The organism is Nonomuraea rhodomycinica (genome assembly GCF_013363995.1).
Taxonomy (GTDB): Bacteria; Actinomycetota; Actinomycetes; order Streptosporangiales; family Streptosporangiaceae; genus Nonomuraea; species Nonomuraea rhodomycinica.
Genome location: NZ_JABWGO010000010.1, coordinates 299,063 through 320,905, shown reverse-complemented (window position 1 = coordinate 320,905; position 21,843 = coordinate 299,063). Strand labels below are relative to the sequence as shown.

Below are 21,843 nucleotides of genomic sequence, written 5' to 3'. Positions count from 1 at the left end.
TCACCGTCGGGACCACGCTCACGCTGATCGCCGTGCCGGCCGCGCTGGCGCAGCCGGCGCTGAACGGCCCCGGCGCGGACTGGCGTCCCCTGGCCTACCTGGTCCCCGCACTCGCCGTCGTGCTCGCGGCCACCTGGCTGCCCTGGCGGAAGGTACGGCTGACAGGCATGACCACCGGCGGACTGGTGGCGCTGCTGACCACGCTGACCTTGCTGTCTCGGCTCGTGGTCACGCTGGCGGCGCCGCTCGCCTGGCTGGACGTGCTCTGGACGGGCACGTGGAACGGCCCGCGGTGGCGGCCGTTCGAGACGGCGACGCCCGCTGACGTGGTGGCGCTGGGCGCGATGACAGCGGGCCTGCTGGTGGCGGCCATGCGGGCCGCCGGCGGCCGTGCGACGAAGGCGGCGGCGTCAGGGACGCCGGTGCCGGGAACGCCGGTGCGGGGGACGCCGACGTCCAGCGGCTCCACGCCGAGCGAATCAACGCCAAACGCATCAACGCCCAGCGAATCGGCACCGAACGAATCGACACGGAGCGAGTCAACGCCGGGCGAATCAGCACGGAGCGAATCAACGCCGGGCGAATCAGCACGGAGCGAATCGGCGCCCGGGGCGCTGGCGTCCAAAGCGCTGGGGTCCAAGGCGCTGGGGCCCCAGACGCTGGCGTCTAGAGCGCCTTTGCTCTCCGGGGCGCTGGTGTCCGGCGCGCTGATGGTCGCGATCATCCCGCAAGCCTTCGGCATGCCGTACCCGGCCGCGGTGACAGTGCAGGTGGTGCTGGCCGTCGCGCTGGCGGTGACCGCCACCCTGAGCCGGGCGCCCTGGTGGGCCACGGCATGCGCGCTCGTCGCCGGTCCGGCCTCGGTACGGGCGGCGGCGTACGCGTTCGGCAGCGAGCCCGCGACGCTGATCGTGCTGCCGATCCTGGCGGTGGCCGCGGCCTCCATGGCCCTGACCGCCAGGGTGAGGGAGCTCCGCATCTGGGGACTGTGCTTCGCCGCGCTGTTCCTCGGGCTGGAGGCGGTGACGGCCGGCTTCTCGCTGGGCCTGAGCGTCCTGGTCGCGGCGAGCCTGGGATTCGCCGTGGCCGGGGTGCTGGTGCTGCTCATGTCGCTGTGGGCGGGCTCGGCCGTCGGAGGCGGCGCGAACGGCCTCAGGTACACGGGCACCGCCCTGCTGTTGCTGGCCTCGTGGCTGCGATTGGCGGCGGACGAGGTCACCGTCGTCGAGGCGTACACGGTGCCGTGCTCGCTGGTGCTCCTGGGCTCCGGCTGGTTGCGGCGGCGGCGCGGCGCGCCGGTCTCGTCCTGGGCGGCCTATGGTGCCGGCCTCTCCTTCACGATGCTGCCCAGCCTGGTGGCGGTATACGTGGACTCGGAGTGGCGGCGGTCGCTGGCCCTCGGCGTCCTGTCGCTGGCGGCGCTGCTCGCCGGAGCCCGGCTCCGGCTCCAGGCCCCAACGGCGATCGGAGCCCTCGTGCTCGCCGGGGTCACGGTGCGGGAACTGGCCCCGTACGTGTCGGAACTGCTGCTCACGGTGCCGAACTGGGTGCCGATCGCCGCGGGAGGACTGCTGCTCGTGGTGGTGGGGGCGACGTACGAGGCCCGCATGCGGAACCTGCGCCAGTTGCGCGACACCCTGACAGCGATGCATTGACGTTCCGCCATCGAAAGAGACTCAGTCACGCGATCACGGAGGCAACCCAGGCGCACGCCGCACGGCCCCCGGACTCCCCCGTGAGAGGCTCAGCCCCATGGCTCAACCATCTGAGGCAGCCTTCCCCACGGACAAGCTGAGCGCGCTTCGCCTCGGCCGACCCCTCGTCGCCGAAGTCGAGGCAGGCCGGCCGGAGTATCGCGCATGGATCGAGATCCGCCCACTGAGGACTGACGCCGACGCCGCCGCCCAGCGAGAAGGCTGGACACGTAACGACGAGGGCCGCAGCTTTCGGCTGACACACTGCGAGTACGTCATCGAGCGCCTCGACGGCTGGGACTACGACATCGGAAGCGACGAGATCAAGCGCACAACCGCCGCCGACGAAGCCGACCTCCTGGCCCTGCTCCAAGATTGGGGCGTACCGCCCGAACGGTTCACCTACCCTTGGGACACCGACTTTCCGGCTTAGCGGACGCTCGCGTCAAACCTGCGACCCGGCCCACGCTCGGATGATCTCGACGGCGAGCCAGTGGCGCCGTGACTCGGCTTGGTGGAGTGGTGTCCCGTGTCGCGGCGACGAGGCGAGCGGGTCGGCGCCACGGGCAAGGAGGTAGGCCGTCACATCGACATGCAGGGGCTCGCCGGTCTGAACGTGTCCGTCAATCTCCACGTCTATGGCGTGGTGCAACAGGGTCCACCCGTTTTCGTCGGGGTCCTCGACGCTGTGACCGTTGTCGAGGAGTTCGCGGAGGGCGGGAAGGTCTTCGAGTTCGACTGCCAGGTGCGCGGGACTCTGCGTCATGGGGGAAGCCTGGCATGAACGCCTCCGCCATGTGATCACGTCAACCCTGCGGCCGGCGGGCGGGCCTGTTGCGTGACAGGCCGCCCGCGTACCCGCCCGTCAGATGTGCGGCGCCGGGGCCTATAGCGTGACCATCAGGACGTGGCGGCTTGTCTGCGCATCAGCAAGTGGCCGCGGCGGAACCGTTCACCCTCCAAAGGCTCGCGCAACATCCGCCCCACCTCGACGAACTCCTCCTTGCGGAGCAGGTCGGCCAGGTCGTCGATCGGCCAGCGGTAGGCCGACGTCACCTTGTGGTCGAACTGCAGCACCGGCCCGCCCTCGGACTCGAAGAAACCGAGCAGGAGGTATCCGCCCGGGGCCAGCACCCGGCGGAACTCGGCAAGGTACGGCGGCAGCTCCGGCGGCGGGACGTGGATGACGGAGTACCAGGAGAGCAGACCGCCGAGCTCCCCGTCGGCCACGTCGAAGGCGCCCATCGAACCGACCTCGAAACGCAGGTCGGGATAGTCCTTGCGGGCGATGTCGATCATCGCGGGAGACAGGTCGACGCCGAAGGCGTCCAGCCCGAGGTCACGCAGGTGCGCCGTCATGTACCCGGGACCGCAGCCGGCCTCGGCTACCGGCCGGGGTCCGGCGGCACGTACGAGTTCGGCGAACGCGGCGACTATCGCGCGATCCAGTGGCAGGCGGTCGAGCGAGTCCCGGGCGAGGTCGGCGTAGAGCTCGGCGACGGCGTCGTAGGCGTCCGCGGTCGCGGTCAGATAGGGGGAGGATTCGGCCACGGCGGACGACTGTAGTCCAACCATCGGCGGAAATCGTCGATCATCGACCGGCCGGCGCGTCACCGATCCGGTCCCCTGGCGCGGCGCGTACGGCCACTGAATGACCGGAGCGCCCACGGGACGAACCTCGGGACCCGACTCACCGTCACTTCTTCTTGGGGAAGGCGGCGCTCAGCGCGGAACCGCGGGTGATGAAGGCGACGCCGATCAGGGCCGGCGCGGACAGCCCCTGAAGGACGGCGTACCACGCGGGGCAGAGGCCGGGGATCAGATCGACGCCGATGATCGCGATCGGCATGACGGTGGACAGGGTTCGTACGCGGTCGAAAGCCTTGTACGACCCCTCCGACGCCCGGACGGTCATCCGGTAGACCAGCGGGGCGACCGCGAGCAGGACGGCTCCCCGGATCCACATGAACGAGCTCGCCTCGTGACCGGTGAACGCCATCACGGCAACCACCCCCAGGACGATGGCGCTGACGGCGCCGAAGAGCGTGACGCACTTCTTCACCGTGGCGAAGGCCTCCTGGGTGCGGGCGTCGCCGAGCTGCGCCGTCGTGGTCGTGATGTCGCCGGCGTTCGCCATGATCTGTCTCCTCCGTGTCGTTGTGGTAGCGATGCTAGGTAGCGCCCTACCTGGCCCGATATGGGGTTGGCCGCACGGGTGGGTGGGGCCAGGCCCACTCCTGCGCGCCTGCCATGACTCCTGAGACCGATGACCACGTTCCGGGGTGTCGGGCGGGTGAAGGCGGCCGGCGGGCGGACTCCGTAGCGGCGATACTGGCACCGTTGTGAGGCGAGCCGGCATCGATGAAGGAACCGCCGATGATCACGGACCCGACGATGACCCGGATCGGCCAAGGGGTGGAGCTGCATCACCACCGAGGTCAGCGTGAGGCCGCTCGCGACCTGTTCGCGCAGATCTGGGACGACATAGGCGGCGAGCGAGGCGACCCGCTGCACGTTTGCGTCCTCGCCCACGCGATGGCCGACGTACAGGACGACGTCCACGAAGAGCTGATGTGGGACCTGCGGGCGCTCGCCGCCGCCGACCTGATCACCGATGAGCGGGTGGCCCAAGCCGGGGTGACGCTTTCGGCGGCCGGCTTGTACCCGTCGTTGCACCTCAACCTGAGCGAGTGCTACCGCAAGCTGGGCGATCTCGACCGCGCCCGCGAGCACCTCCACCAGGCTCGGACCACGATCGGCGCACTCGGCGACGACGGGTACGCGCAGCTCATCAAGGGCGGCCTGGAGCGCCTGACCGAACAGCTCAGAGACGATCCCCAACCGGAGAACGACCGCATCGAATGACGCAGCCTCTCGTCACACCATGATCAATGGTTCAGGTACGAGCTGAAGTGGTCGGCCACGATGTCCGCCACGGCCTCAGCATCGTCGCGCCCGTCGACCTCAAGGACCCGGATGCCCAGGCGACGAGCGGAGCGGGCGGCCTCGTCGGCGACGAGGCGGTCTCGGGCGAGTCGGTTGCGCTGCGCTCGATCGGGGTCGCTGACCGCGTGACTGACGGCGGCGGCACGGGGCAGTTCGCGGAACTGACGCTCACGGAATTCCTCGCTCGGCACCATCACGATCATTCGACGGGGTGAGTCGATGATGGGCGCGACCAGTTCGGGACGCAGCCCCCAACCTTCGGCGATGACGGGCCGCCCGGATACCAGGCCGCGCAGGTCGTCCAAGGCCCACTCGAATCGCGTGGGGAAGCCGGCCAGGGTCTCGTCGGCCATCTCCTGGGGGCTGGTGTGCACCCAGACGCTGTCCGGGTCGGGGTCCGCGGTGGGCTCGCCAAGCCGTACTCGGTGCGCGATCCGCCGGTCGTTGTGCGCACGCGCGTCGTGGTAGTCGTAGTGGTACGCGGTCAGCCCGTACCGGACGGCCAGCAGCCTGGCGACGGTGGACTTGCCGGCCCATTGGCCGCCTCCGATCCACAGGGCGTTGCGCAAAGTGCCGAAGGGATCCCATACCTCACTGTCCGTAGCGACCATGGTCACAGCCTGGCAGCGTGCAGACGAAATCAACAGTCTTGTTCTGCCTGCCCAGCAGGGAGATGATCGTAGAGAGGGGAAGTGTCGCACTGAGATCCGCCGGTGCGGCGGCCGGCCGTTGCGCTCCGGCGGCGGATCATCACCCGTCGGTCAACGTCGCCCAACTCGTGATGTTCACCACCGCGAGCACGCTGAACGCCACGCCGGTGATCATCCCCAGGCCGAGAGCGAGGCGTCTGGGAAGCCACCCGATCAGGCCGCCGGAGCCGAGTTGTATCGGGCCCCACACGAAAATCACCAAGGGGATGAGCGTTCCCCACGGCATGGTCGGATCTGCTCGGTCGGCTTCGTTCTGGAAACGCACGGCAACGCTCACGGCGATGCCCGTCAGAACGAAGAAGGTCCCGGCGAGCAAGGCGGCCACCGATCTCTTCTCCTTCGCCGGCTCGGACGTCGGCATGGGCTTCGTCTCGGTCGTCTTCGTCCCATCGGAACGGAGCAGGTCCAGGGCTGCCTCGGCCGTGGGCCTGTTGGCGGGGTCCTTGTCCAGGAGCCGCATGACGAGTGGGGCCAGCGAGCCGGCGCGCTGCGGAGGTGCGGGTCGGTGGGCCAGGACAGCGCGCAGCGATGCCGAGGCGCCGGCCCGCCTGAACGGGGAGAAGCCCTCCACCGCCTGGTAGAGGGTTGCTCCGAGGGAGAACAGGTCGCTCTTGGGGCCTCCGTCGTCACCCTCGGCCCGCTCGGGCGCGATGTACTCCACCGAGCCGACCACCATCCCGGTCCGCGTGAGCGCGGTGTCGGCGTCGTGGATCGCGATGCCGAAGTCAGCGAGCAGGATGCGCCCGTCATCGGCCAGCAGCACGTTGGCAGGCTTCACATCCCTGTGCACGATCCCGGCCGCGTGCGCCGCGCTCAACGCCTCCAGCATCGCCTCGGCGATCCTCTTCGCCAGAGGCAGGGGTACGGGGCCATCGGCGCGAATCGCCTGCTCCAGGGAGCGCCCGGCCACCAAGTCCATGACCATCCACGGGACGCCGTCCTCGACCACCACGTCGTGCACGGCGACCACGTTGGGGTGGGTGCGCAACCGCGCGGCGTGCCGGGCCTCTCGTTCCGCGCGCAGCAGCCTCTCGGCTCGTTCCTCGTCCGAGCCGGCCTGCGCCAGCGAAACCACCTTGACCGCCACGTCGACGCGTAGGTTCTCGTCCCGGGCCTTCCATATCTGCCCGAACCCGCCGGACCCCAGCTCGCTGACAAGCCGGTAGCGCCCGGCCACCAGACGCCCTGCACAGCCCTCGCGCGACATCCGTCTCCCGCCGTTCGCCAAGCGAAGCCCAGAATCGCGCAGTGAACTGCCGTCAGAAAGAGCTGTTCCCATGGAAGCGGGCCCCGGCTTGGCGAACGTCGTCGGCGTACTCGCCTGATCAGGTGAGTCGCTGAACGATGCCTGCGCAGCGCACGGGGTCTTCGGTGAGGCCGGCGTCCAGACCCCACAGCCAGTGGTCCACCGAGCGCAGCACCGCCCACGCGCAGGCCCGGGGCCGACTCATCTCGGCCGCGTCGATCAGCGCGTCGAGACACCAGCGAAGGCGACGAGTGCCGGCCGGTCTGCCGCCATCTCCCCTGCCAGCCCGAGCGCGATGTCGAGCACGCGGGTGGGGAAGGGCCGGCCCACCGCCTCCCCACTGGTGGTCAAGCCGCTCCAGCAGCAGCGCACCGCTGGACACGTCCGCATCGACCAGCAGAACCATGCCGCGCCCGTTCCACACCCGCAGCGCCGCGACCTGATCGGGGACCGACTCGTCCGGCCAGCTCACTTTGAGTACCAGCGGTTCGTCACCGCGGCTGACCGGCACCGCCAGACCGTTGTCCCCATGCATGGGGTCGCCGTCAACCGTCAGATCCCAGCGGGCGCAGTGTTCGGAGACGATGCCGGGCAGCGCGGCCAGCCACAGCCGCCCGGCCTCCCCCTCGCGCTGCCATCGCCCCCAGGAGCGGAACGAGTCCGGCACCGTCATCGATCGCCACCCCCTCCACCACGAAGGCCGCGTGCGTCCACACAGGGAACCACCACATGACCGCGCGACCAGCCCGTGGACCGGGCGCCGATGACTTCCGGGCGGCAGCGTTGTCTAAGGCATCAGTGACAGATCGCAGATGCCGCGGCCACCCGAACGCTGCGGTCCGAGACACGCACGTTCCCCCGGCAAGCACGGTCCCCGGACGACCCGAGACCACGGAGTTCTGATCATGCGGAAGCTGATGGCGACAGTGTTCAACTACTCCCTCGACGGCCTCCTCGCCGACGAGGGCACCGACTTCTGGAAGTTCTGCTTCGACCTGCCCGAGAACCGTGAGCCCGACCAGCCGGCGCACCTCGACTGGCTTCGGAGTGCGTACGCGCACGTCATGGGCCGCACCGCCTACGAGGGCATCGCCGGGGCCATGACGACCTCCACCGACCACCCGTTCGCCGACATCCTGAACGCCGGGCGCAAGGTCGTCTTCTCCCGGACCCTGAAGACGGCCGACTGGGCCAACACCACCATCGCCGCTGGTGACACGGTAGAAGAGATCGACAAGCTCAGGCATGGCGGCGACGGCCACATCGTGGTCTGGGGCGGCGTCAGGCTCTGGCGGTCGCTCATGCGGCTGGACCTGATCGACGAGCTCCGGGTGAGCATGTTCCCCTACGTCGCCGGCGAGGGCACCCGGCTGTTCGACGGCGTCCCCAAGTCCTACCCGCTCGACCTGGTCTCCAGCACCGCCTCCAGCAGCGGGATCATCTATCTGCGGTACCGGCGGCACCGCTGACCCACCGCGGCGACCGTGGCCGGAGTGTTCCCTCGTGAGGGTGCCCTCGATGAGGTCGCGCGGCTGGGCTCGGGCGGTGACACCCAGCTTGGGGAAGCTGCGGTAGAGGTGCGAGCCGACCGTACGCGAGGAGAGGAGGAGCTTCTCGCCGACCTCGCGGTTGGTCAGCCCGCGGGCGGCGAGCCTGACGATCTGCTGCTGTTGCGGGGCCGCATGGACCCAGGTCGACGACCCCCGCAGCCAGGAACGACAGGCCTGGGGCTGCCCCGTCCGCACCACCGTCCAGGCGTACACCGGCCCGAGCGGGCCTCGTGACCGCAGAAGTCACATCGAGTAGGCGCCGGAGGCGAGGGCGATGATGCCGACCACGGTCATCAGCAGCGCCGAGCCGGGGTGCATGGTGATGGAGATGCGGATGTCCTTCTTCTTCCAGGCCAGCCAGACGCCCGGGTAGAGGAAGACGAGCTTCGACAGGACCGTCCAAGGGGCCCAGAAGTGGTACACCGAGAAGAAGAAGGTGTTGAAGAACGGGGCCCACTTGCCGAGCTGCGGGAGGCGGGGCAGCAGGAAGCCGCGGAAGTAGTACTCCTCCAGCAGGGGCAGGGTGAAGCCGGTGAACGGCGCGCAGATGAGCAGTGTGGTGAGCACGAGGTCGTGCGAGTAGCCCTGGAGGTAGGCGGTGCCGGAGGGGCCGGCGCCCTGGTAGTCCACCCAGGTGAAGAACCATTCGTAGACGATGTTGTCCAGCGGGGTCAGCGAGAGCGACACCACGGTCATCCACACGAGGCACGCGGCGCCGAGCCAGAAGACCTTGCCGCGCGGGACCGGCTTGTCGCGGTAGTGGACGACGCCTTTCATCGTGAAGCGGCCGGTCTTCTTCTTGCCCAGCCACAGCAGGAACAGCTGGAGCGGGAAGAGCACGACCGCGAGGGCGATGGCCCAGGCCAGGAAGATCGGGAAGTTCATCGCCCGGACCAGGGGGGCGGCGACGAACGCGTACACGGCGACGATGACCGCGCCGGGCACCAGGTGCAGTGCGATGGAGAGCGGGACGGAGTGGCGGTCGGCGAGGAGCTTCGCGACGAAGCCCTTCGGCTGGGCGCCTCGGGTGTCGGCCGGCGGCTGCATTGCTGTATCCATGCCGGGAATCGTGGCCCCGCGACCCGACATGGACCTGACATCGCGCTGACACGGCTTCGCGTCGTCGTTCGCGAGCACCTGATCGACCTGCTCACCGAGTAGGACGGACGGGCCTCACCGAGCGGGAGTGACGCGTACGGGCGGCTCGACGGTGAACGCCGTCAGGGCGTCCGGGTCCGGGGCGACGCCGGTCCCGGGGCCGTCGGGCACCGTGAGGGAGCCGCCCGTCAGCTCCACGGGTGCGGTGAGGTCGCGCTCGTAGTAGCGGGCCGTCGCCGAGATGTCCCCGGGCAGCGTGAAGCCGGGCAGGCTGGCCAGCGCCAGGTTCGCCGCCCGGCCCAGTCCGGTCTCCAGCATCCCGCCGCACCACACCGGAACGTCGGCGGCCTGGGCGAGGTCGTGGATCCGGCGCGCCTCCAGATAGCCGCCGACCCGGCCGGGCTTGATGTTGATGACCGAGCAGGCGCGCGCCCTGATCGCGGCGGTGGCGGCGCGCGCCGAGGTGATCGACTCGTTGAGGCAGATCGGCGTGTCCATGCGGGCGGCGAGCCGGGCGTGGCCGTGCAGGTCGTCCGGAGCGAAGGGCTGTTCCAGCAGGGCCAGGCCGTACGCGTCGAGGCGGGCCAGGTGGCGGGCGTAGGCGGTGTTGGCGTCGGCGGTGTTGGCGTCGGCGGTGTTGGCGTCGGCGGTGAGCATCAGGCCGGAGCCGAACGTCTCGCGCACCAGCCGGACCGGCTCCACGTCCCAGCCGGGCTCGATCTCGAGCTTGATCCGCGCGTACCCGGCGGCGACGTGCCGGTCCACGGTGTCGAGCAGGTCGTCGAGGGTGGCGGCGATGCCGACCGACACGCCGACGCGCACGCTGGGCCGCACCCCTCCCAAGTAGGCGGCCAGTGACAGGCCGCGCGCCTTGAGCACGGCGTCCAGGACGGCCGTCTCGACGGCGGCCTTGGCCATCGGATGGCCGCGCAGGTGCGCCAGCACGGGCGCGACGCCGGCCGGGTCGAGGCGGGGCACCGCGAACAGGGCGGGCAGCAGGAAGCGGCGGATGAGGTCGGCCGCGCCCTCCAGGTACTCGGGGCTGTAGGTGGGCTCGTCGTCGGCCACGCACTCGGCCCAGCCCTCCTCCCCCTCGGCGCCGCGCAAGCGCACCAGCAGCGCCCTGCGCACGGTCTGCGTGCCGAGCGAGGTGCGGAACGGGGTGAGCAACGGCAGCGCGACCGTGTGCAGCTCGGCTTCGGCGATCCTCATGCCGCACGCTCCAGCACGTACCAGCCGTCCCTGGTGAAGGCGGTGATCCGGTAGCCGCGGGCGAGCGCGCCCCCCAGGGCGGCCCGCTGGGCGGCCCGCCATCGCGCGGCCTCCTCGGGGTGCTCGCGCCGCAGCCCCGGCCGTGATCTAGGCCGGGCCGAGCACCTTCGGCGTGATCAGCGCCTGGGCGGTCTGGACGAAGAACCCCTCGTCGGCCTCGTAGGCGCCGAGCACGACGCCCTGGCCGAGCCCGGACAGCAGGGCCTTCAGCGCGCGGGCCAGGCGGAGCGCCTGCTCGCCCGTGACGGCGCCGCCGTCGTGGTGGCGGCCGGTGAACAGCGCGGCGAGGTCGGCCTCGGTCGACCTGATGGAGGCGTTGAGCCTGCCGCGCAGGTCGGAGTCGTCGAGCACGAGGTCGAGCACGCGGGTCTCGAACAGCAGCATGCCGGCGGCCTGCGGGTCGGCCGACATGCGCAGGAACCGGCGGGCGACCTCGGCCACCGCCTCCTCCAGCCGCCCGCCGGACCCTTCGCACCCGCCGGACCTGCCAGCCCCAGCGGTCTCGGCCGTGCGCAGGTCGAGCGGGCCGGCGTAGTCGTCCACCATGGCGGCCAACAGCCCGTTCTTGCCGCCGAACAGGGAGTAGACCGCGCCCGTGGTCAGGCCGGCCAGCTCGGCGATGTCCTCCAGCTTCGCCTTCGAGCCGTCCCTGCCGACGATCTCGCGCGCGGCCTCGATCAGCGCGCGCTTGTTGGCGGCCTTGCTTTCCGCCCTGGTCAGCCGCATGACATCTCCTGCACGCCGTAAAGATAATCTGATTTACTAGAATAATCCAGATTATCAGGAGGCTCGAAAATGGACGTCACCTCCCACATGAGCCGCGTGCCCGACTTCACCGCGTTCCCGATGGTGGACCAGATGCACGCCGAGCTCGACGACCTCGCCGCCGCCCACCCCGACCTGGTACGCCTGCGCCGCATCGGCACGTCCCGCCTGGGCGAGCCGCTGCGCGCGGCGACCATCGGCGCCGGCCCTCACGACGCCGTGATCATCGGCGGCCCCCACCCCAACGAGCCCATCGGCGCGCTCACCGTCAGCGCGCTGCTGCGCCAGCTCGTCGAGGACACCGCGCTGCGGGAGGACTTCGGCTTCCGCTGGCACCTCGTCCCGTGCGCCGACCCCGACGGCGCCCGCCTCAACGAGGGCTGGTACGCCCGCCCGAACGACCGCCGCGCCTGTGCCGAGCACTTCTACCGCCCAGCGGAGGCGGACCAGGTCGAATGGACCTTCCCGCTGACCGGCGAGGACTACTTCTTCGACCGCACGCTGCCGGAGACCGAGGCGCTGATGCGGCTGATGGACGAGGTCAAGCCCGCCTTCGTCTACTCCCTGCACAACGGCGAGCTCCAGGGCGCGTTCTACTACCTCAGCCGGGACGACCGGGCGCTCGCCGCCCGCCTGACCGCCATCGCCACCGCCGAGGGTCTGCCTCTGCACATGGGCCCGCCGGAGGTGCCCGGCGCCGTGCAGATCGGCCCGGCGGCCTACCTGAGCCCGCGGGGCTCCGAGCTCGCCGCGACGTACGGCATCGGCGGCGGCAGCGTCGACTACGCCGACCGCTTCGGTGCCCTGCACCTGGTCACCGAGCTGCCCTACTGGGCCGACCCCCGCGTCGACGACCAGACCCCTGCCGATCAGGAGTACGGCGAGGCGATCCGCGACTCCCTGGCCGGGCAGCGCGCCCTGATCGCCGAGCTGGCCGCCTCCCTCGCCCGCGTCAAGGGCGACCTGACGGTACGCTCCCCGTTCCGCCGGGCGCTGGAGGACTTCATCGGCGCCCACGACGAGTTCATCGGCGGCTGGGAGAGCCTTCCCGGCACCGACCGCCCGGCCACGGTGGCCGAGGTGGTCGGCAGCCGGCAGATCGTGCATCTCATGCGGCTGAGGTACTGCGGCACCTACCTGCGCATGCTGGACGCCGAGCTGGCCGCGGGCTACCTGACGCCGGCCGTCCGGGCCGAGCGCGCCCGGCTCGGGGCGCGCTTCGACGAGTGGTTCGAGGAGGCCGAGGCCGAGGCGATGGGCACGCCGATCCCGCTGCGCTCGCTGGTCGCCGTGCAACTCGGCGCGGCGCTGCTCGCTGCGGACTCCGCCAGGCGGACGCGCCTTTCCTGACCGGCCCGCCCCGGCCGCACCCGACCGGGGCGGCCGGGCCGCGGCTCAGCCGTTCGCGCGGATGGTCCTGTCGATCCAGTCGCGGTAGGCGGGCACGTCGGTGTAGAGGCCGGGTCCCTGCTCGCAGGAGGGGCTCTCGGCGCCGGGGCCGGAGGTGACGCCGATGAGTTCCCAGCGGCCACCGCGGCCGCGCTGGATCTGGGGGCCGCCGGAGTCGCCGTTGCAGGCCATGGCCCTGGGCCTCCGGCTGATCGTGCACAGGCGAGTGTCGCCGGCGAAGCCGGGGCCGCACTCGGATACCGCGCCGCGGCGGGTGTCGAGCTGGCGCAGCTTCGCGGTCATCTTCCAGTCGGCCGGGTCGGTGCTGAACCTCGTGACGCCGAAGCCGAGGATCCGGGTCGGCGTGCCGGGCCGGCCCGCCTGGTCGGCGATCTCGATGGGCTTGATGCCGACCCGGCGGTCCAGGCGGACCAGCGCGATGTCGTTCTTGTTCGGCGAGTTCTGGGCGTAGTCCGGGTGCAGGAACGCCTGCGCGATCTTGCGGACGGTTCCGCCGGACGTCCGCCGGTCGCTGCCGATGCGCACCGTACCCTTCGGGATCGAGCCGATCTCCAGGTCGAGGCAGTGCGCCGCGGTCACGACCCACTGCGGGTTGATCAGGGCCGCGCCGCAGTTGCCGTCCGTGAGGCCCATGAGGGGGGCCGTGGTCGGGATCGTCGCCATGAAGGGGTAGGACTCGGTGGGCCTGGAGCCGTTGATGATCGCTCCGGCGCTCCCGGCGGTGACCGCGAGGCAGGCGGCGCCGGCCACCGCGACGACGGCGGAGCGGGAGACGATACGGCGGAACGAGGTGGTGCCGGACACGGGTGAGGCCCTTCATCGGTCGTTTGCGAAGTCATGAAGGTATCGGTCCGGCTTCATCGGGACGATCATGTCAGCAGGCCATCACCCGGTAGGGACAACCCCACCTGACCAGGGCTGATACGCCCTGCCGCCGCGCATCCAGTTCTGCGCGACTCTCCGACCCGGCTCCCGGTCCGGTCACCGACCACGACAGACCCTCGCTTGCTCACCGTCCCGAGCGGACGCGGGGATGACGTATCTGGTGTGCAGGCCGTTCAGCCACGCCTCGTCGAGTTCCCTCCCCGTGACGCGGCCGATGAGGCGTAGGGCCGAGGTCACCTCGGCCGCGGCCGTGTCGCCCTCGAAGGCCAGCCCGTCCATGTAGACGTCCAACGCATCCGGATCAGCGCCGTCCCGCGCCTCCGGATCCCCGACCACCAGGGTCGTCACCACCTCGCCGTCGACCACGTATTCGAGGTCTTCAACGCCCTCCAATTCGTACAGGGGCCAGCCGAGATAGAGCAGCCGCCCACCGTCCCGAGTCAGCTCGACCCAGGACCGCCATTGCCACGCGTCGTTCCCGTCGAGTTGGATCACCTGGACCCAACCCGGCGCTTGTGGGCCGATCCAGATGACGCCATCGCCGTGCTCGGTGTAGCTGCCGGTGACGATGTCCCGCCAGCCGCAGGCTTGGGCAGTGCTCGGGTCGGCGCGCAGCCGCCGTGCCACCTCCTCGACGTCCAAGCCTTCCACCCAGACGCCCCGGAACGGCGCGTCCCGGTCGATGCCGTGAGCGACGAGGAGCTCCCAGAGGTCCTTGCCGGCGTCCAATGCCCCTCCATCCCGGCCGCGGAGATCCCTCGCAACCTCGCTTGTACCGTCGGCGCGACCCGCCGGGCAAGGGCGTGCAGGACCAGCGGCATCAGCCGTTGACTCCCAGCTGGCTCAGCAGCGTCGCGTTGTCCTCGATGTGCCAGTCCTCGATGATCTTGTCGGTGCCGACGTGCTGGATGTCGATGGCGTTGAACTCGACCCTCTGGCCCTTGCCCTGAACGCCGCCGAAGGTGCCGGTGAAGTGACCGCGGAAGACCAGCCGGGCAGTGATCTTGTCACCGGTGACCAGCAGGTCGGACAGCTCGCAGGTCAGGTCCGGCACGGCGGCGCGGAAGTTCTTCGAGGCGAACGCCGGGCCGGCGGGGCCCTGCGGGCGGCCGCCCGGCAGGGTGTTGTCCTTGAACCGCGGGCTGACCGCGGCGTCCAGGTACTTCTGCCGCCCTGTGTTCCAGAACGTGTACAGCTTCTGCGCCAGGTGGACCTCCTGGGCCGCGCGCTTGTCGCCGATCGAGCGGTCCACGGTGATCCGCTTGGGCCGGATCAGGTCGGGTGAGCGGTCGATCAGGCGCTGGGGCCAGGCGTGCGGGCCGTGGTGGCGGCCGTTGTCGTGCGCGTGTGCGGCCGTGGCGACGCCGCCCGCGAGGCTCGCCGCCACGGCGACGACGACGGCACGGGCCAGGACGGTACGGACAACGGCGGTGCGGACAACGGCGGTACGGACCACGGCGGTGCGGACAAGGTTGCGCGAACGCATGAGCGGTACTCCTCGAATCAGCCGGTCACGCTCGGCGCGTGCCGGGACGGCCGTCCGGTCCCTTCGACCGGACGGAAGAACGAATGGCGATGGGTCAGATCTGGCGCAGCGCGCCGCCGTCGACGGCCCACTCGGCGCCGGTGACCTGGCCGGCGAGCGGCGAGAGCAGGTAGGCGATCACCCGGGCGACGTCCTCGGGCCGGCCGAGCCGGGCGCTGGGCAGTCGCCGCACCTTCCGCACGAAGTGGTCGACGGCCGCCTCCGGCGCGAGGCCGAACTGGGTGCCGAGCTGCTCGGCGAATCCGCCGGGGGCGTCCCACAGCCTGGTGCGGGTCGGTCCGGGGGCGACCACGTTGGAGCGCACCCGGTGCGGGCCGAACTCGCCCGCCAGGGTCTTGGACAGGGACAGCAGGGCCGTCTTGGCGGCGGCGTAGTCCACCAGTGGTACGTCCGGCAGGCGAGCGGCCTCACTGGTCACATGGACCAGCGAACCGCCGTGCTCCAGCAGGGCGGGCAGCGCGGCGCGGGTCATCCGGACGACCGAGTGGAAGTTGAGGTCGAACGCCGCGTGCCACTGCTCGTCGCTCACCTCCAGGAAGCCGCCGCGTGACTCGAGACCGCCGACGTTGTTGACCAGGCCGTCCAGGCGTCCGTGGCGGGCCAGCACCTCGGCCACGACCTGTGCGGGCGCCCGTGGATCCGTCACATCGGCCGCGACGGCGCTCACCCAGGTCCCGAGCTCCTCGACGCCCTCGGTCTTGCGGGCCATGCCCACCACGAAGGCCCCCTCCTCCGCGAGGACCCGTACGGTGGCGGCGCCGATGCCGGCGGAGGCTCCGGTGACCAGGAAGACCTTGCCGTCCAGCTGAAGATCCATCAACTGCTCCTTGTTCAGTCAGGTCGGATGATCCGGCGAGCCGGCGGTCAGGCGAGGCGGCCGCCGCCGTCGACATGCAGCACGGTGCCGGTGACGTAGGGGTTGTCCATGGCGTAGAACACGGCCTTGACCAGGTCCTCCGGGCTGCCCACCCGCCGGGCCGGGTTGCGCTCGGCCACGCCGCGCAGGAACGCCGCCTTGTCGGCGCCCATGCCGTCCCAGGCACCGGTGTCGACGATGCCGGGAGAGACGGCGTTCACCCGGATCGGGGCGATCTCCACCGCCAACGCCTGCACCAGGAAGGCCAGCGCGCCGTTGGTGGTGGCCATCACCGTGCGGGCGGGCGCCGGCCGCCAGGCCACCACACCGGAGAAGAAGGTGAACGAGCCGTGCTCGGACACCTGCCCGGACAGGTGCTTGGCGATCAGCAGCGGACCGATCACCTTGGCCGACAGCGCCCGCTGCACCTGGGCCAGGTCGAGGTCCTTCAGCGGGCCGTTGGCCGGTATCGCGGCGGTGGAGACCAGGTGATCGAACCGGCCGAGACGTCCGGCGAAGTCGGCGATCGACCCCTCGTCGGACAGGTCGAGCCGGTGCACCTCGCACGGCCCGGACAGCTCACCGGCCGTCCACTCCAGCTTGCGCAGGTCAGGGCCGGCCAGCACGACCGTGGCACCGGCTGCCGAGGCGGCCTTGGCGATCGCGCGTCCGGTGTGCGAACCCGCGCCCACCACGACAAGCCGCTGCCCCTTCAGGCGCGTGTCATCGGACATAGGAGTACTCCTTCGAGTCGTCGGGGATCGGCCGCCCGCGGTTGCCGGTGGCGGCCACTCACGACTCTGTCCCAGCCTCCTGCGATAAGTCCAAGGCTTGTTTTCTAGCGCTGCGATAAAATTCGCTCATGGCGGTTCCGACGCTCCGGCAGCTCGAATACCTGGTCACCGTGGTGGACACCGGATCCTTCACCCGCGCGGCCGAGCGGCTGCACGTGACACAGCCCGCGCTCTCCCACCAGATGCGCGCGCTGGAGAGCACGGTCGGCGGCCCGCTGCTCGAACGCCTGCCGCGCTCCGTGCGGCTGACCCCCATGGGCAGGGCGGTGCTGCCGCACGCCCGCGCCGCGCTGGCCGAGGCCGAGCGCCTGCACAGAGCGGCCCGGCGCACGGCCGGCCTGGAGGAGGGCGAACTGGAGGTCGCCGTTATCTACTCGGTCAGCCTGGGCATTCTGCCGCCCGTCCTGCGGGCCTGGCGCCGCCGGCACCCCGGCGTACGGATCCGGCTGCGCGAGTACCCGCACGCCGACCGTCTCCAGGCCGCCATGGCGGCCGGACGCGCCGACCTCGCCATCGGCCCCGAGCCCGCCGGATGGGAGGGGCCCATCCGCGAACTCGGCGTCGAGGAGTTCGCGATCGTCCTGCCCGCCGACGACCCGCTGGCCGACCGCCCCACCGGCACCCTCGCCCTCACCGATCTCGCCGACCGCGCCTGGGTCCACTACGCCCCCGACAACGGCCTCGCCGACCTGCTCGACCATGTCTGCGCCCAGGCGGGCTTCCATCCGCAAGCGGCGATCCGCGCCGAACAGACCTCCGCCGCTCCCCTGCTGGCCGCCGCCGGACTCGGCCCGGCCCTGGTTCCGGCCAACATCGTCTCGCCCCACTTCGACGGCATCCTGCTCCGCCCCGACCCGCCGATCCGCCGTACCCTCGTCGCCTACACCCGCACCCGCCCCGACCCCATCACCGCCGCCTTCGCCGACCTCCTCGCCCGGCAGGCCCGCGTCAACCCACCCGGATTCCCGGCGACCGCCACCGCCCTCGACCGGAAGGATGCCGACGCGTCGGCAGACCCTCAGCGCGGGTGAGCGGAACCCTGCCGTCGGCCTGATGTGGTGCGCCGGCTCCGCCGCATTTGGGACAAGCCCTTGACTGAAATACGGATCGTCACGTAGAAATTTCTCACCGCATTCGTCTCAGTGTGAAACTAAAGGGAGAGTCCACGTGGAGAGCCGTGATGCTCGCCGGGTCAATCGCGCCGCGGTGCTGAGTGTTCTGCTCAGTGACGGCAGTGCGTCCCGGATGGCACTCGCCAAGTGCACCGGGCTCAGCAAGGCCACCGTTTCCCGAGTGGTGGAGGACCTCCTCGCCGAAGGTCTGATCAAGGAGTCGGGGCCGCTCCCCGCCGACGGTCCAGGGCGTCAGCCGTACGCGCTCCACCTCGCGGCGGACGCCGGCCTCGCCGCTGGAGTCGACATGGGGGGCAGCAGCACGCGGTTCCTCCTCGCCGACCTCACCGGCAGGGTGCTGGTCAGTCACCGCGCGGCGACGCCCCAAGCCGGCGACGCCGCGGAAGTGGCCGCCTTCCTGGCCGAGACGCTCGCCTCGCTCGCCGCCGGACACCCCGGCGGCATCACCAGCACCACTGTGGGCCTGCCCGGAGCCGTTCACCCCGGCACCCGCGCGGTCAGGAGCGCCCCCAACCTTCCGCAGATCGAAGGCACCGCGTTCACCGAGGCCGTCGCCGCCTCCATCCCCGGCGCGGTGGCCTTCGAGAACGACACCAACTGCGCGCTCATCGGCGAGGTCCACGCCGGTGCGGCGCACGGCCGCCGCGACGCGGTGATGGTGACCATCGGCACCGGCCTCGGCGTCTCGGTCCAGCTGGACGGCAAGCTCCTGCCGGGCCGCACCGGCGCCGTCGGTGAGTTCGGCGCCCTGCCCTACGCGGACGGCACCCTGGAGGACGCGATCTCCGGCAAGGGCCTGACCGACAAGGCGCCGAGGGCGACCCCCGCCGAGATCCTCGCCGGTGACCTCCATCCCGAGCTGCGGGACAAGGCCAGGAGAGCCCTGGAGACGCTGCTGCGCCTGGTGACCGTCGCCTACGAACCCGAGGTGATCGTGCTGGGCGGCGGCGTGAGCGCGTCGCTGCTCCCCTGGCACACGGCATTGGAACGTTCCCTCACCGACCTCACTCCCGAACCGCCGTCCGTGGTGACCTCCGCGCTGGGCGATCCCGCGGGCGCGGCCGGCGCCCTGATCGCGGCGCTCGGCGCCGCCCACCGCGCGATCGGCGTGGACGCCCCCGTTCCCGCCGTACGGCTGACACCGAAGGAGAGCCATGTTCCTGCGCAGGCTGGTTAGGACCAACCCGAAACTCGCCGAGACAGCTGTCGCACTGCACCAGGAGGGCCGGCTGTCCGCCAACACGTACCTGATCGACATCGACGGCCTGAGAGCCAACACCGAGATCACCGTGGGGGCCGCCCGCCGGCACGGCCTGGGCCTGTACGTCATGTCCAAGCAGTTCGGCCGGAACCCGGACGCCCTGCGGGCCATAGCGGCGGCCGGCCTGGAAAGCGCGGTCTGCGTCGACTTGCAGGACATGGAGGCGGTCCAGCGGGCGGGAACGCGCGTCGGGCACGTCGGCCACCTGGTCCAGCCCCACCTGGGCACCGAGGACGCGGTCGTCGCGGCCGGCCCCGAGGTCGTCACCGTCTTCACCGAGGAGACCGCGGCCAGGATCGCTTCCTCCGCCTCGCGCGCCGGTCGCGTTCAGCCGGTGCTGCTGCGCGTGCGCGGCCCCGAGGACCGCTACTACTTCGGACACGCGGGCGGCTTCCCGATCGGCGCCATCGAGGAGGCTGCCGGGCGGGTGGAGTCCCTCGACGGCGTCACGGTCACCGGCGTCACGAACTTCCCGTGCATGCTGGCCTCCGCCGAGACCCGGACGATCGAACCGACCCGCAACTTCGCCACCTTGGTCGAGGCCGCCGAACGGCTCCGCGCGGCCGGATTCACCATCACGCAGGTCAACGCCCCCGGCACCACCTCATCCGGCACGTTCGAGCGGCAGGCGGCTTACGGCGCCACGCACGTCGAACCGGGCAACGGCCTGCACGGCACGACGCCGCTGCACCTCTTCGACGACGCCCAGCCCGAGGTTCCGGTCATCGTCTACGTGAGCGAGGTCTCCCACCTGGACGGCGGCGACGCCTACGCCTTCGCGGCCGGCCACTACATCGACAAGGTCCTGGGCGAGTACCGCCTCACCGCCCTGGTGGGGCCCGACCTGCGCGAGTACGAGGTCGAGACGGCGCCCGACGGAGCCATCCACTACTACTGCGCGATCAAGAACGCGCGGGGCGTACGTCCCGGCGACACGGTCGTCTTCTGCTTCCGGCCGCAGGTCTTCGTGACCAGGGGCCGGACCCGGGCGGTCGCCGGAATCAGGTCGGGGGACCTGGATCTGCGGGGGAGCCACGACGCCGAAGGGCGTCCCATCCACGGCGTGGCCTGAAGGCCACGTCCTTTCACAGGAGGTCACCTTGGACTCCACTCCCCGCGGCCTGAAGAGCGGCGCGCTGAGCGCCGTCGGGGCCGCTGTCATTTCGATGGCCTTCATGGGACCGGCGACCAGCGTGTTCTTCAACACCCCGCTGGCCGCGGCCGCCGCCGGGTACGCTCTGCCGCTGGCGATCCTGCTGGCGATGGTGGTCTGCCTGCTTGTGGCGTCGGTGATCGCCTCCTTCGCCCGCAAGCTTCCGACCGCGGGCTTCGCCTACACCTTCAACACCCACGGACTCGGCCGCCGCGGCGGCTTCCTGTCCGGCTGGCTGCTGGTGCTGGCCTACGGCATGGTCGGACCGATGCTGCTGGCCGCCATCGGCTCCTTCACCGCCGACTTCCTGGCCCAGTACCTGTCCCTCACGGTGCCGTGGTGGATCCTGACGCTCGCCTTCTCGGCGATCATCTGGGGGATCAGCGCCCTCGGCGTCTCCCAGTCGGCCAAAGCCGCGTTGGTCTTCCTGGTGCTCGAACTCGGCGTGCTGCTCGCGCTCTTCGGCGTCATCTTCGGCAAGGGCGGCGCCGACGGACTCTCTCTGGCCCCGTTCGATCCCGCCGAGTCGGCGGGCGGGCTGGGCGGCCTGGGCAAGGGCATGCTCTGGGGCATCCTGATGTTCATCGGCTTCGAGTCGGCCGGCACCCTCGGTGAGGAGGCCCGGTCAGCTCGCCGGGTCATCCCCATCGCGCTGTTCACCGCGGTGCTCGCCATCGGCGCCTTCTACGCGCTCTCCGGGTACGCAGCCGCGATCGGCTTCGGCAGGTCGGGCGCACAGGCGCTGGCCGCCGACCCGGCGCCGTGGAACACGCTCATGAACAAGTTCTGGGGGGTCGGCTGGCTGCTCGCGCTGACCGTGCTCAACAGCCAGTTCGCCAACCTGATCTCCGGCGTCACGGCGATGGTCAGGGTCGTCTTCGCGATGGGCCGTGAGGGATTCTTCCCGCGCCGCCTCGGCACCGTCGACCATCGGCACGTCCCTCAGGCCGCGATCGCCGCCTACATGGTCTTCGCCATGGCCTTCGCGCTCGCCGCCGGAGTCTGGATCGGCCCCCTCGGCGTGTACGGCTTCGCGGGCACGATCGTGGGCGTCGCCATGGTCGTCATCTACATCCTGATGTCGGTCGCGTTGATCCGCTTCTATCTCCGCGAGCACCGCGCGGAGTTCTCCGTGCTGAAGCACGGGGTGATCCCCGCCTTGGCCGCGCTGCTGCTCCTGCTGCCGATCTATGGGCAGGTGGTGCCCCTGCCCGATGGGGCGAACCGGATCGCGCTGTTCCTCATCGTCGCCTGGGTGCTCGGCGGCCTCGCCTATCTGATCCGGATCGAGCGGGGTCGTCCCGAGCTCCTGACCGCGATGGGTCGGGTGTGGACGGAGGAACCCGATATGGCCGAGAGCAAGCCCTAGAACCTGTTTTGTGGAGCTCGCGCGAGCCGTAGCAGCAGGCCGGCGATGGTCCCGGGTCATCCGCGCCGGCCTGATCCCCAACTAGCCGCTTAAGTCGACCCGCACAATCCGTAGTGGTTCGACGTAACGGAAGGTGTGCGCTTGAGGACAGACTA

General features: G+C 70.8%; 23 protein-coding genes and 1 pseudogene. 9 read left to right on the top strand and 15 right to left on the bottom strand.

The features are described 5' to 3' along the window. The first annotated feature begins 32 nt into the window (after positions 1–32). Both HT134_RS33515 and HT134_RS33510 read left to right on the top strand, forming a co-directional pair. Positions 33–1,655 carry an SCO7613 C-terminal domain-containing membrane protein gene (locus HT134_RS33515; protein WP_175604477.1) on the top strand — a complete coding sequence of 541 codons (1,623 nt, stop codon included), beginning with the start codon at positions 33–35 and terminating at the stop codon, positions 1,653–1,655. A 97-nt stretch (positions 1,656–1,752) separates the two neighbouring features. Then, positions 1,753–2,127: a hypothetical protein gene (locus HT134_RS33510; RefSeq protein WP_217708657.1), complete on the top strand. Its 375-nt coding sequence runs from the start codon at positions 1,753–1,755 to the stop codon at positions 2,125–2,127. 12 nt (positions 2,128–2,139) lie between these two features. Here the strand turns inward: HT134_RS33510 and HT134_RS33505 are convergent, their stop codons facing one another. The 3 genes from HT134_RS33505 to HT134_RS33495 form a co-directional block, all read right to left on the bottom strand. Then, positions 2,140–2,460, bottom strand: coding sequence for an ankyrin repeat domain-containing protein (locus HT134_RS33505; RefSeq protein ID WP_175604476.1), 321 nt, complete (start codon positions 2,458–2,460; stop codon positions 2,140–2,142). A 134-nt stretch (positions 2,461–2,594) separates the two neighbouring features. Then, positions 2,595–3,245 (bottom strand): class I SAM-dependent DNA methyltransferase, encoded by a 651-nt coding sequence (locus HT134_RS33500; protein WP_376768135.1) that lies wholly within the window; start codon positions 3,243–3,245, stop codon positions 2,595–2,597. Positions 3,246–3,390: 145 nt separating this feature from the next. Continuing rightward, positions 3,391–3,831, bottom strand: coding sequence for a hypothetical protein (locus HT134_RS33495; protein WP_217708656.1), 441 nt, complete (start codon positions 3,829–3,831; stop codon positions 3,391–3,393). A 239-nt stretch (positions 3,832–4,070) separates the two neighbouring features. Here HT134_RS33495 and HT134_RS33490 point away from each other — a divergent pair, with 239 nt between their 5' ends. After that, a complete protein-coding gene (locus tag HT134_RS33490; protein ID WP_175604474.1) occupies positions 4,071–4,559 on the top strand; it encodes a hypothetical protein in 489 nt (162 codons plus the stop codon). 23 nt (positions 4,560–4,582) lie between these two features. Here HT134_RS33490 and HT134_RS33485 read toward each other — a convergent pair whose 3' ends face one another. The 3 genes from HT134_RS33485 to HT134_RS33475 form a co-directional block, all read right to left on the bottom strand. Then, positions 4,583–5,251, bottom strand: coding sequence for a hypothetical protein (locus tag HT134_RS33485; protein ID WP_175604473.1), 669 nt, complete (start codon positions 5,249–5,251; stop codon positions 4,583–4,585). Between the two features lie 139 nt (positions 5,252–5,390). After that, positions 5,391–6,557 (bottom strand): serine/threonine-protein kinase, encoded by a 1,167-nt coding sequence (locus HT134_RS33480; RefSeq protein WP_175604472.1) that lies wholly within the window; start codon positions 6,555–6,557, stop codon positions 5,391–5,393. A 118-nt stretch (positions 6,558–6,675) separates the two neighbouring features. Then, positions 6,676–7,269 (bottom strand): protein kinase family protein, encoded by a 594-nt coding sequence (locus HT134_RS33475; RefSeq protein ID WP_175604471.1) that lies wholly within the window; start codon positions 7,267–7,269, stop codon positions 6,676–6,678. 232 nt (positions 7,270–7,501) lie between these two features. On the opposite strand from HT134_RS33475, the gene HT134_RS33470 reads away from it, so the two are divergent. Then, positions 7,502–8,065: a dihydrofolate reductase family protein gene (locus HT134_RS33470; RefSeq protein ID WP_175604470.1), complete on the top strand. Its 564-nt coding sequence runs from the start codon at positions 7,502–7,504 to the stop codon at positions 8,063–8,065. A gap of 75 nt (positions 8,066–8,140) precedes the next feature. Here HT134_RS33470 and HT134_RS47255 read toward each other — a convergent pair. The 4 genes and pseudogenes from HT134_RS47255 to HT134_RS33450 all read right to left on the bottom strand — a co-directional run. After that, a pseudogene (locus HT134_RS47255) lies at positions 8,141–8,341 on the bottom strand (response regulator transcription factor); the annotation flags it as partial. 48 nt (positions 8,342–8,389) lie between these two features. Beyond that, complete coding sequence (locus tag HT134_RS33460; protein WP_217708655.1) at positions 8,390–9,205, bottom strand: CPBP family intramembrane glutamic endopeptidase; 816 nt, start codon at positions 9,203–9,205, stop codon at positions 8,390–8,392. 114 nt (positions 9,206–9,319) lie between these two features. Further along, positions 9,320–10,456, bottom strand: coding sequence for an o-succinylbenzoate synthase (gene menC / locus HT134_RS33455; protein ID WP_175604468.1), 1,137 nt, complete (start codon positions 10,454–10,456; stop codon positions 9,320–9,322). A 147-nt stretch (positions 10,457–10,603) separates the two neighbouring features. Beyond that, on the bottom strand, positions 10,604–11,242 hold the full coding sequence (locus HT134_RS33450; RefSeq protein ID WP_246366036.1) for a TetR/AcrR family transcriptional regulator: 639 nt from the start codon (positions 11,240–11,242) through the stop codon (positions 10,604–10,606). Positions 11,243–11,311: 69 nt separating this feature from the next. Between HT134_RS33450 and HT134_RS33445 the strand changes: the two genes are divergently transcribed. After that, on the top strand, positions 11,312–12,631 hold the full coding sequence (locus HT134_RS33445) for a M14 family zinc carboxypeptidase (protein WP_175604467.1): 1,320 nt from the start codon (positions 11,312–11,314) through the stop codon (positions 12,629–12,631). 45 nt (positions 12,632–12,676) lie between these two features. Here the strand turns inward: HT134_RS33445 and HT134_RS33440 are convergent, their stop codons facing one another. The 5 genes from HT134_RS33440 to HT134_RS33420 all read right to left on the bottom strand — a co-directional run bounded on the left by HT134_RS33440 (position 12,677) and on the right by HT134_RS33420 (position 16,712). Next, the gene (locus HT134_RS33440) at positions 12,677–13,495 is read right to left on the bottom strand and encodes a S1 family peptidase (protein ID WP_175604466.1); all 819 of its coding nucleotides are present in this window, start codon (positions 13,493–13,495) and stop codon (positions 12,677–12,679) included. A 177-nt stretch (positions 13,496–13,672) separates the two neighbouring features. Beyond that, a complete protein-coding gene (locus HT134_RS33435) occupies positions 13,673–14,305 on the bottom strand; it encodes a DUF6461 domain-containing protein (protein WP_175604465.1) in 633 nt (210 codons plus the stop codon). Positions 14,306–14,396: 91 nt separating this feature from the next. After that, entirely contained in the window at positions 14,397–15,062 is a 666-nt protein-coding gene (locus tag HT134_RS33430; RefSeq protein WP_175604464.1) for an ester cyclase, read from the bottom strand. A 94-nt stretch (positions 15,063–15,156) separates the two neighbouring features. Beyond that, positions 15,157–15,939 (bottom strand): SDR family NAD(P)-dependent oxidoreductase, encoded by a 783-nt coding sequence (locus tag HT134_RS33425; protein ID WP_175604463.1) that lies wholly within the window; start codon positions 15,937–15,939, stop codon positions 15,157–15,159. Between the two features lie 47 nt (positions 15,940–15,986). Continuing rightward, the gene (locus HT134_RS33420) at positions 15,987–16,712 is read right to left on the bottom strand and encodes an SDR family oxidoreductase (protein ID WP_175604462.1); all 726 of its coding nucleotides are present in this window, start codon (positions 16,710–16,712) and stop codon (positions 15,987–15,989) included. 128 nt (positions 16,713–16,840) lie between these two features. On the opposite strand from HT134_RS33420, the gene HT134_RS33415 reads away from it, so the two are divergent. From HT134_RS33415 to HT134_RS33400, 4 genes are all read left to right on the top strand, one after another. Then, positions 16,841–17,803: a LysR family transcriptional regulator gene (locus HT134_RS33415; RefSeq protein ID WP_175604461.1), complete on the top strand. Its 963-nt coding sequence runs from the start codon at positions 16,841–16,843 to the stop codon at positions 17,801–17,803. Between the two features lie 136 nt (positions 17,804–17,939). After that, positions 17,940–19,082 carry an ROK family transcriptional regulator gene (locus HT134_RS33410; protein WP_175604460.1) on the top strand — a complete coding sequence of 381 codons (1,143 nt, stop codon included), beginning with the start codon at positions 17,940–17,942 and terminating at the stop codon, positions 19,080–19,082. Continuing rightward, complete coding sequence (locus HT134_RS33405; RefSeq protein ID WP_175604459.1) at positions 19,060–20,238, top strand: alanine racemase; 1,179 nt, start codon at positions 19,060–19,062, stop codon at positions 20,236–20,238. Before HT134_RS33410 ends, HT134_RS33405 begins: the two co-directional genes overlap by 23 nt. 28 nt (positions 20,239–20,266) lie before the next feature. Next, on the top strand, positions 20,267–21,688 hold the full coding sequence (locus HT134_RS33400; protein ID WP_217708654.1) for an APC family permease: 1,422 nt from the start codon (positions 20,267–20,269) through the stop codon (positions 21,686–21,688). The last annotated feature ends 155 nt before the right edge of the window (positions 21,689–21,843 follow it).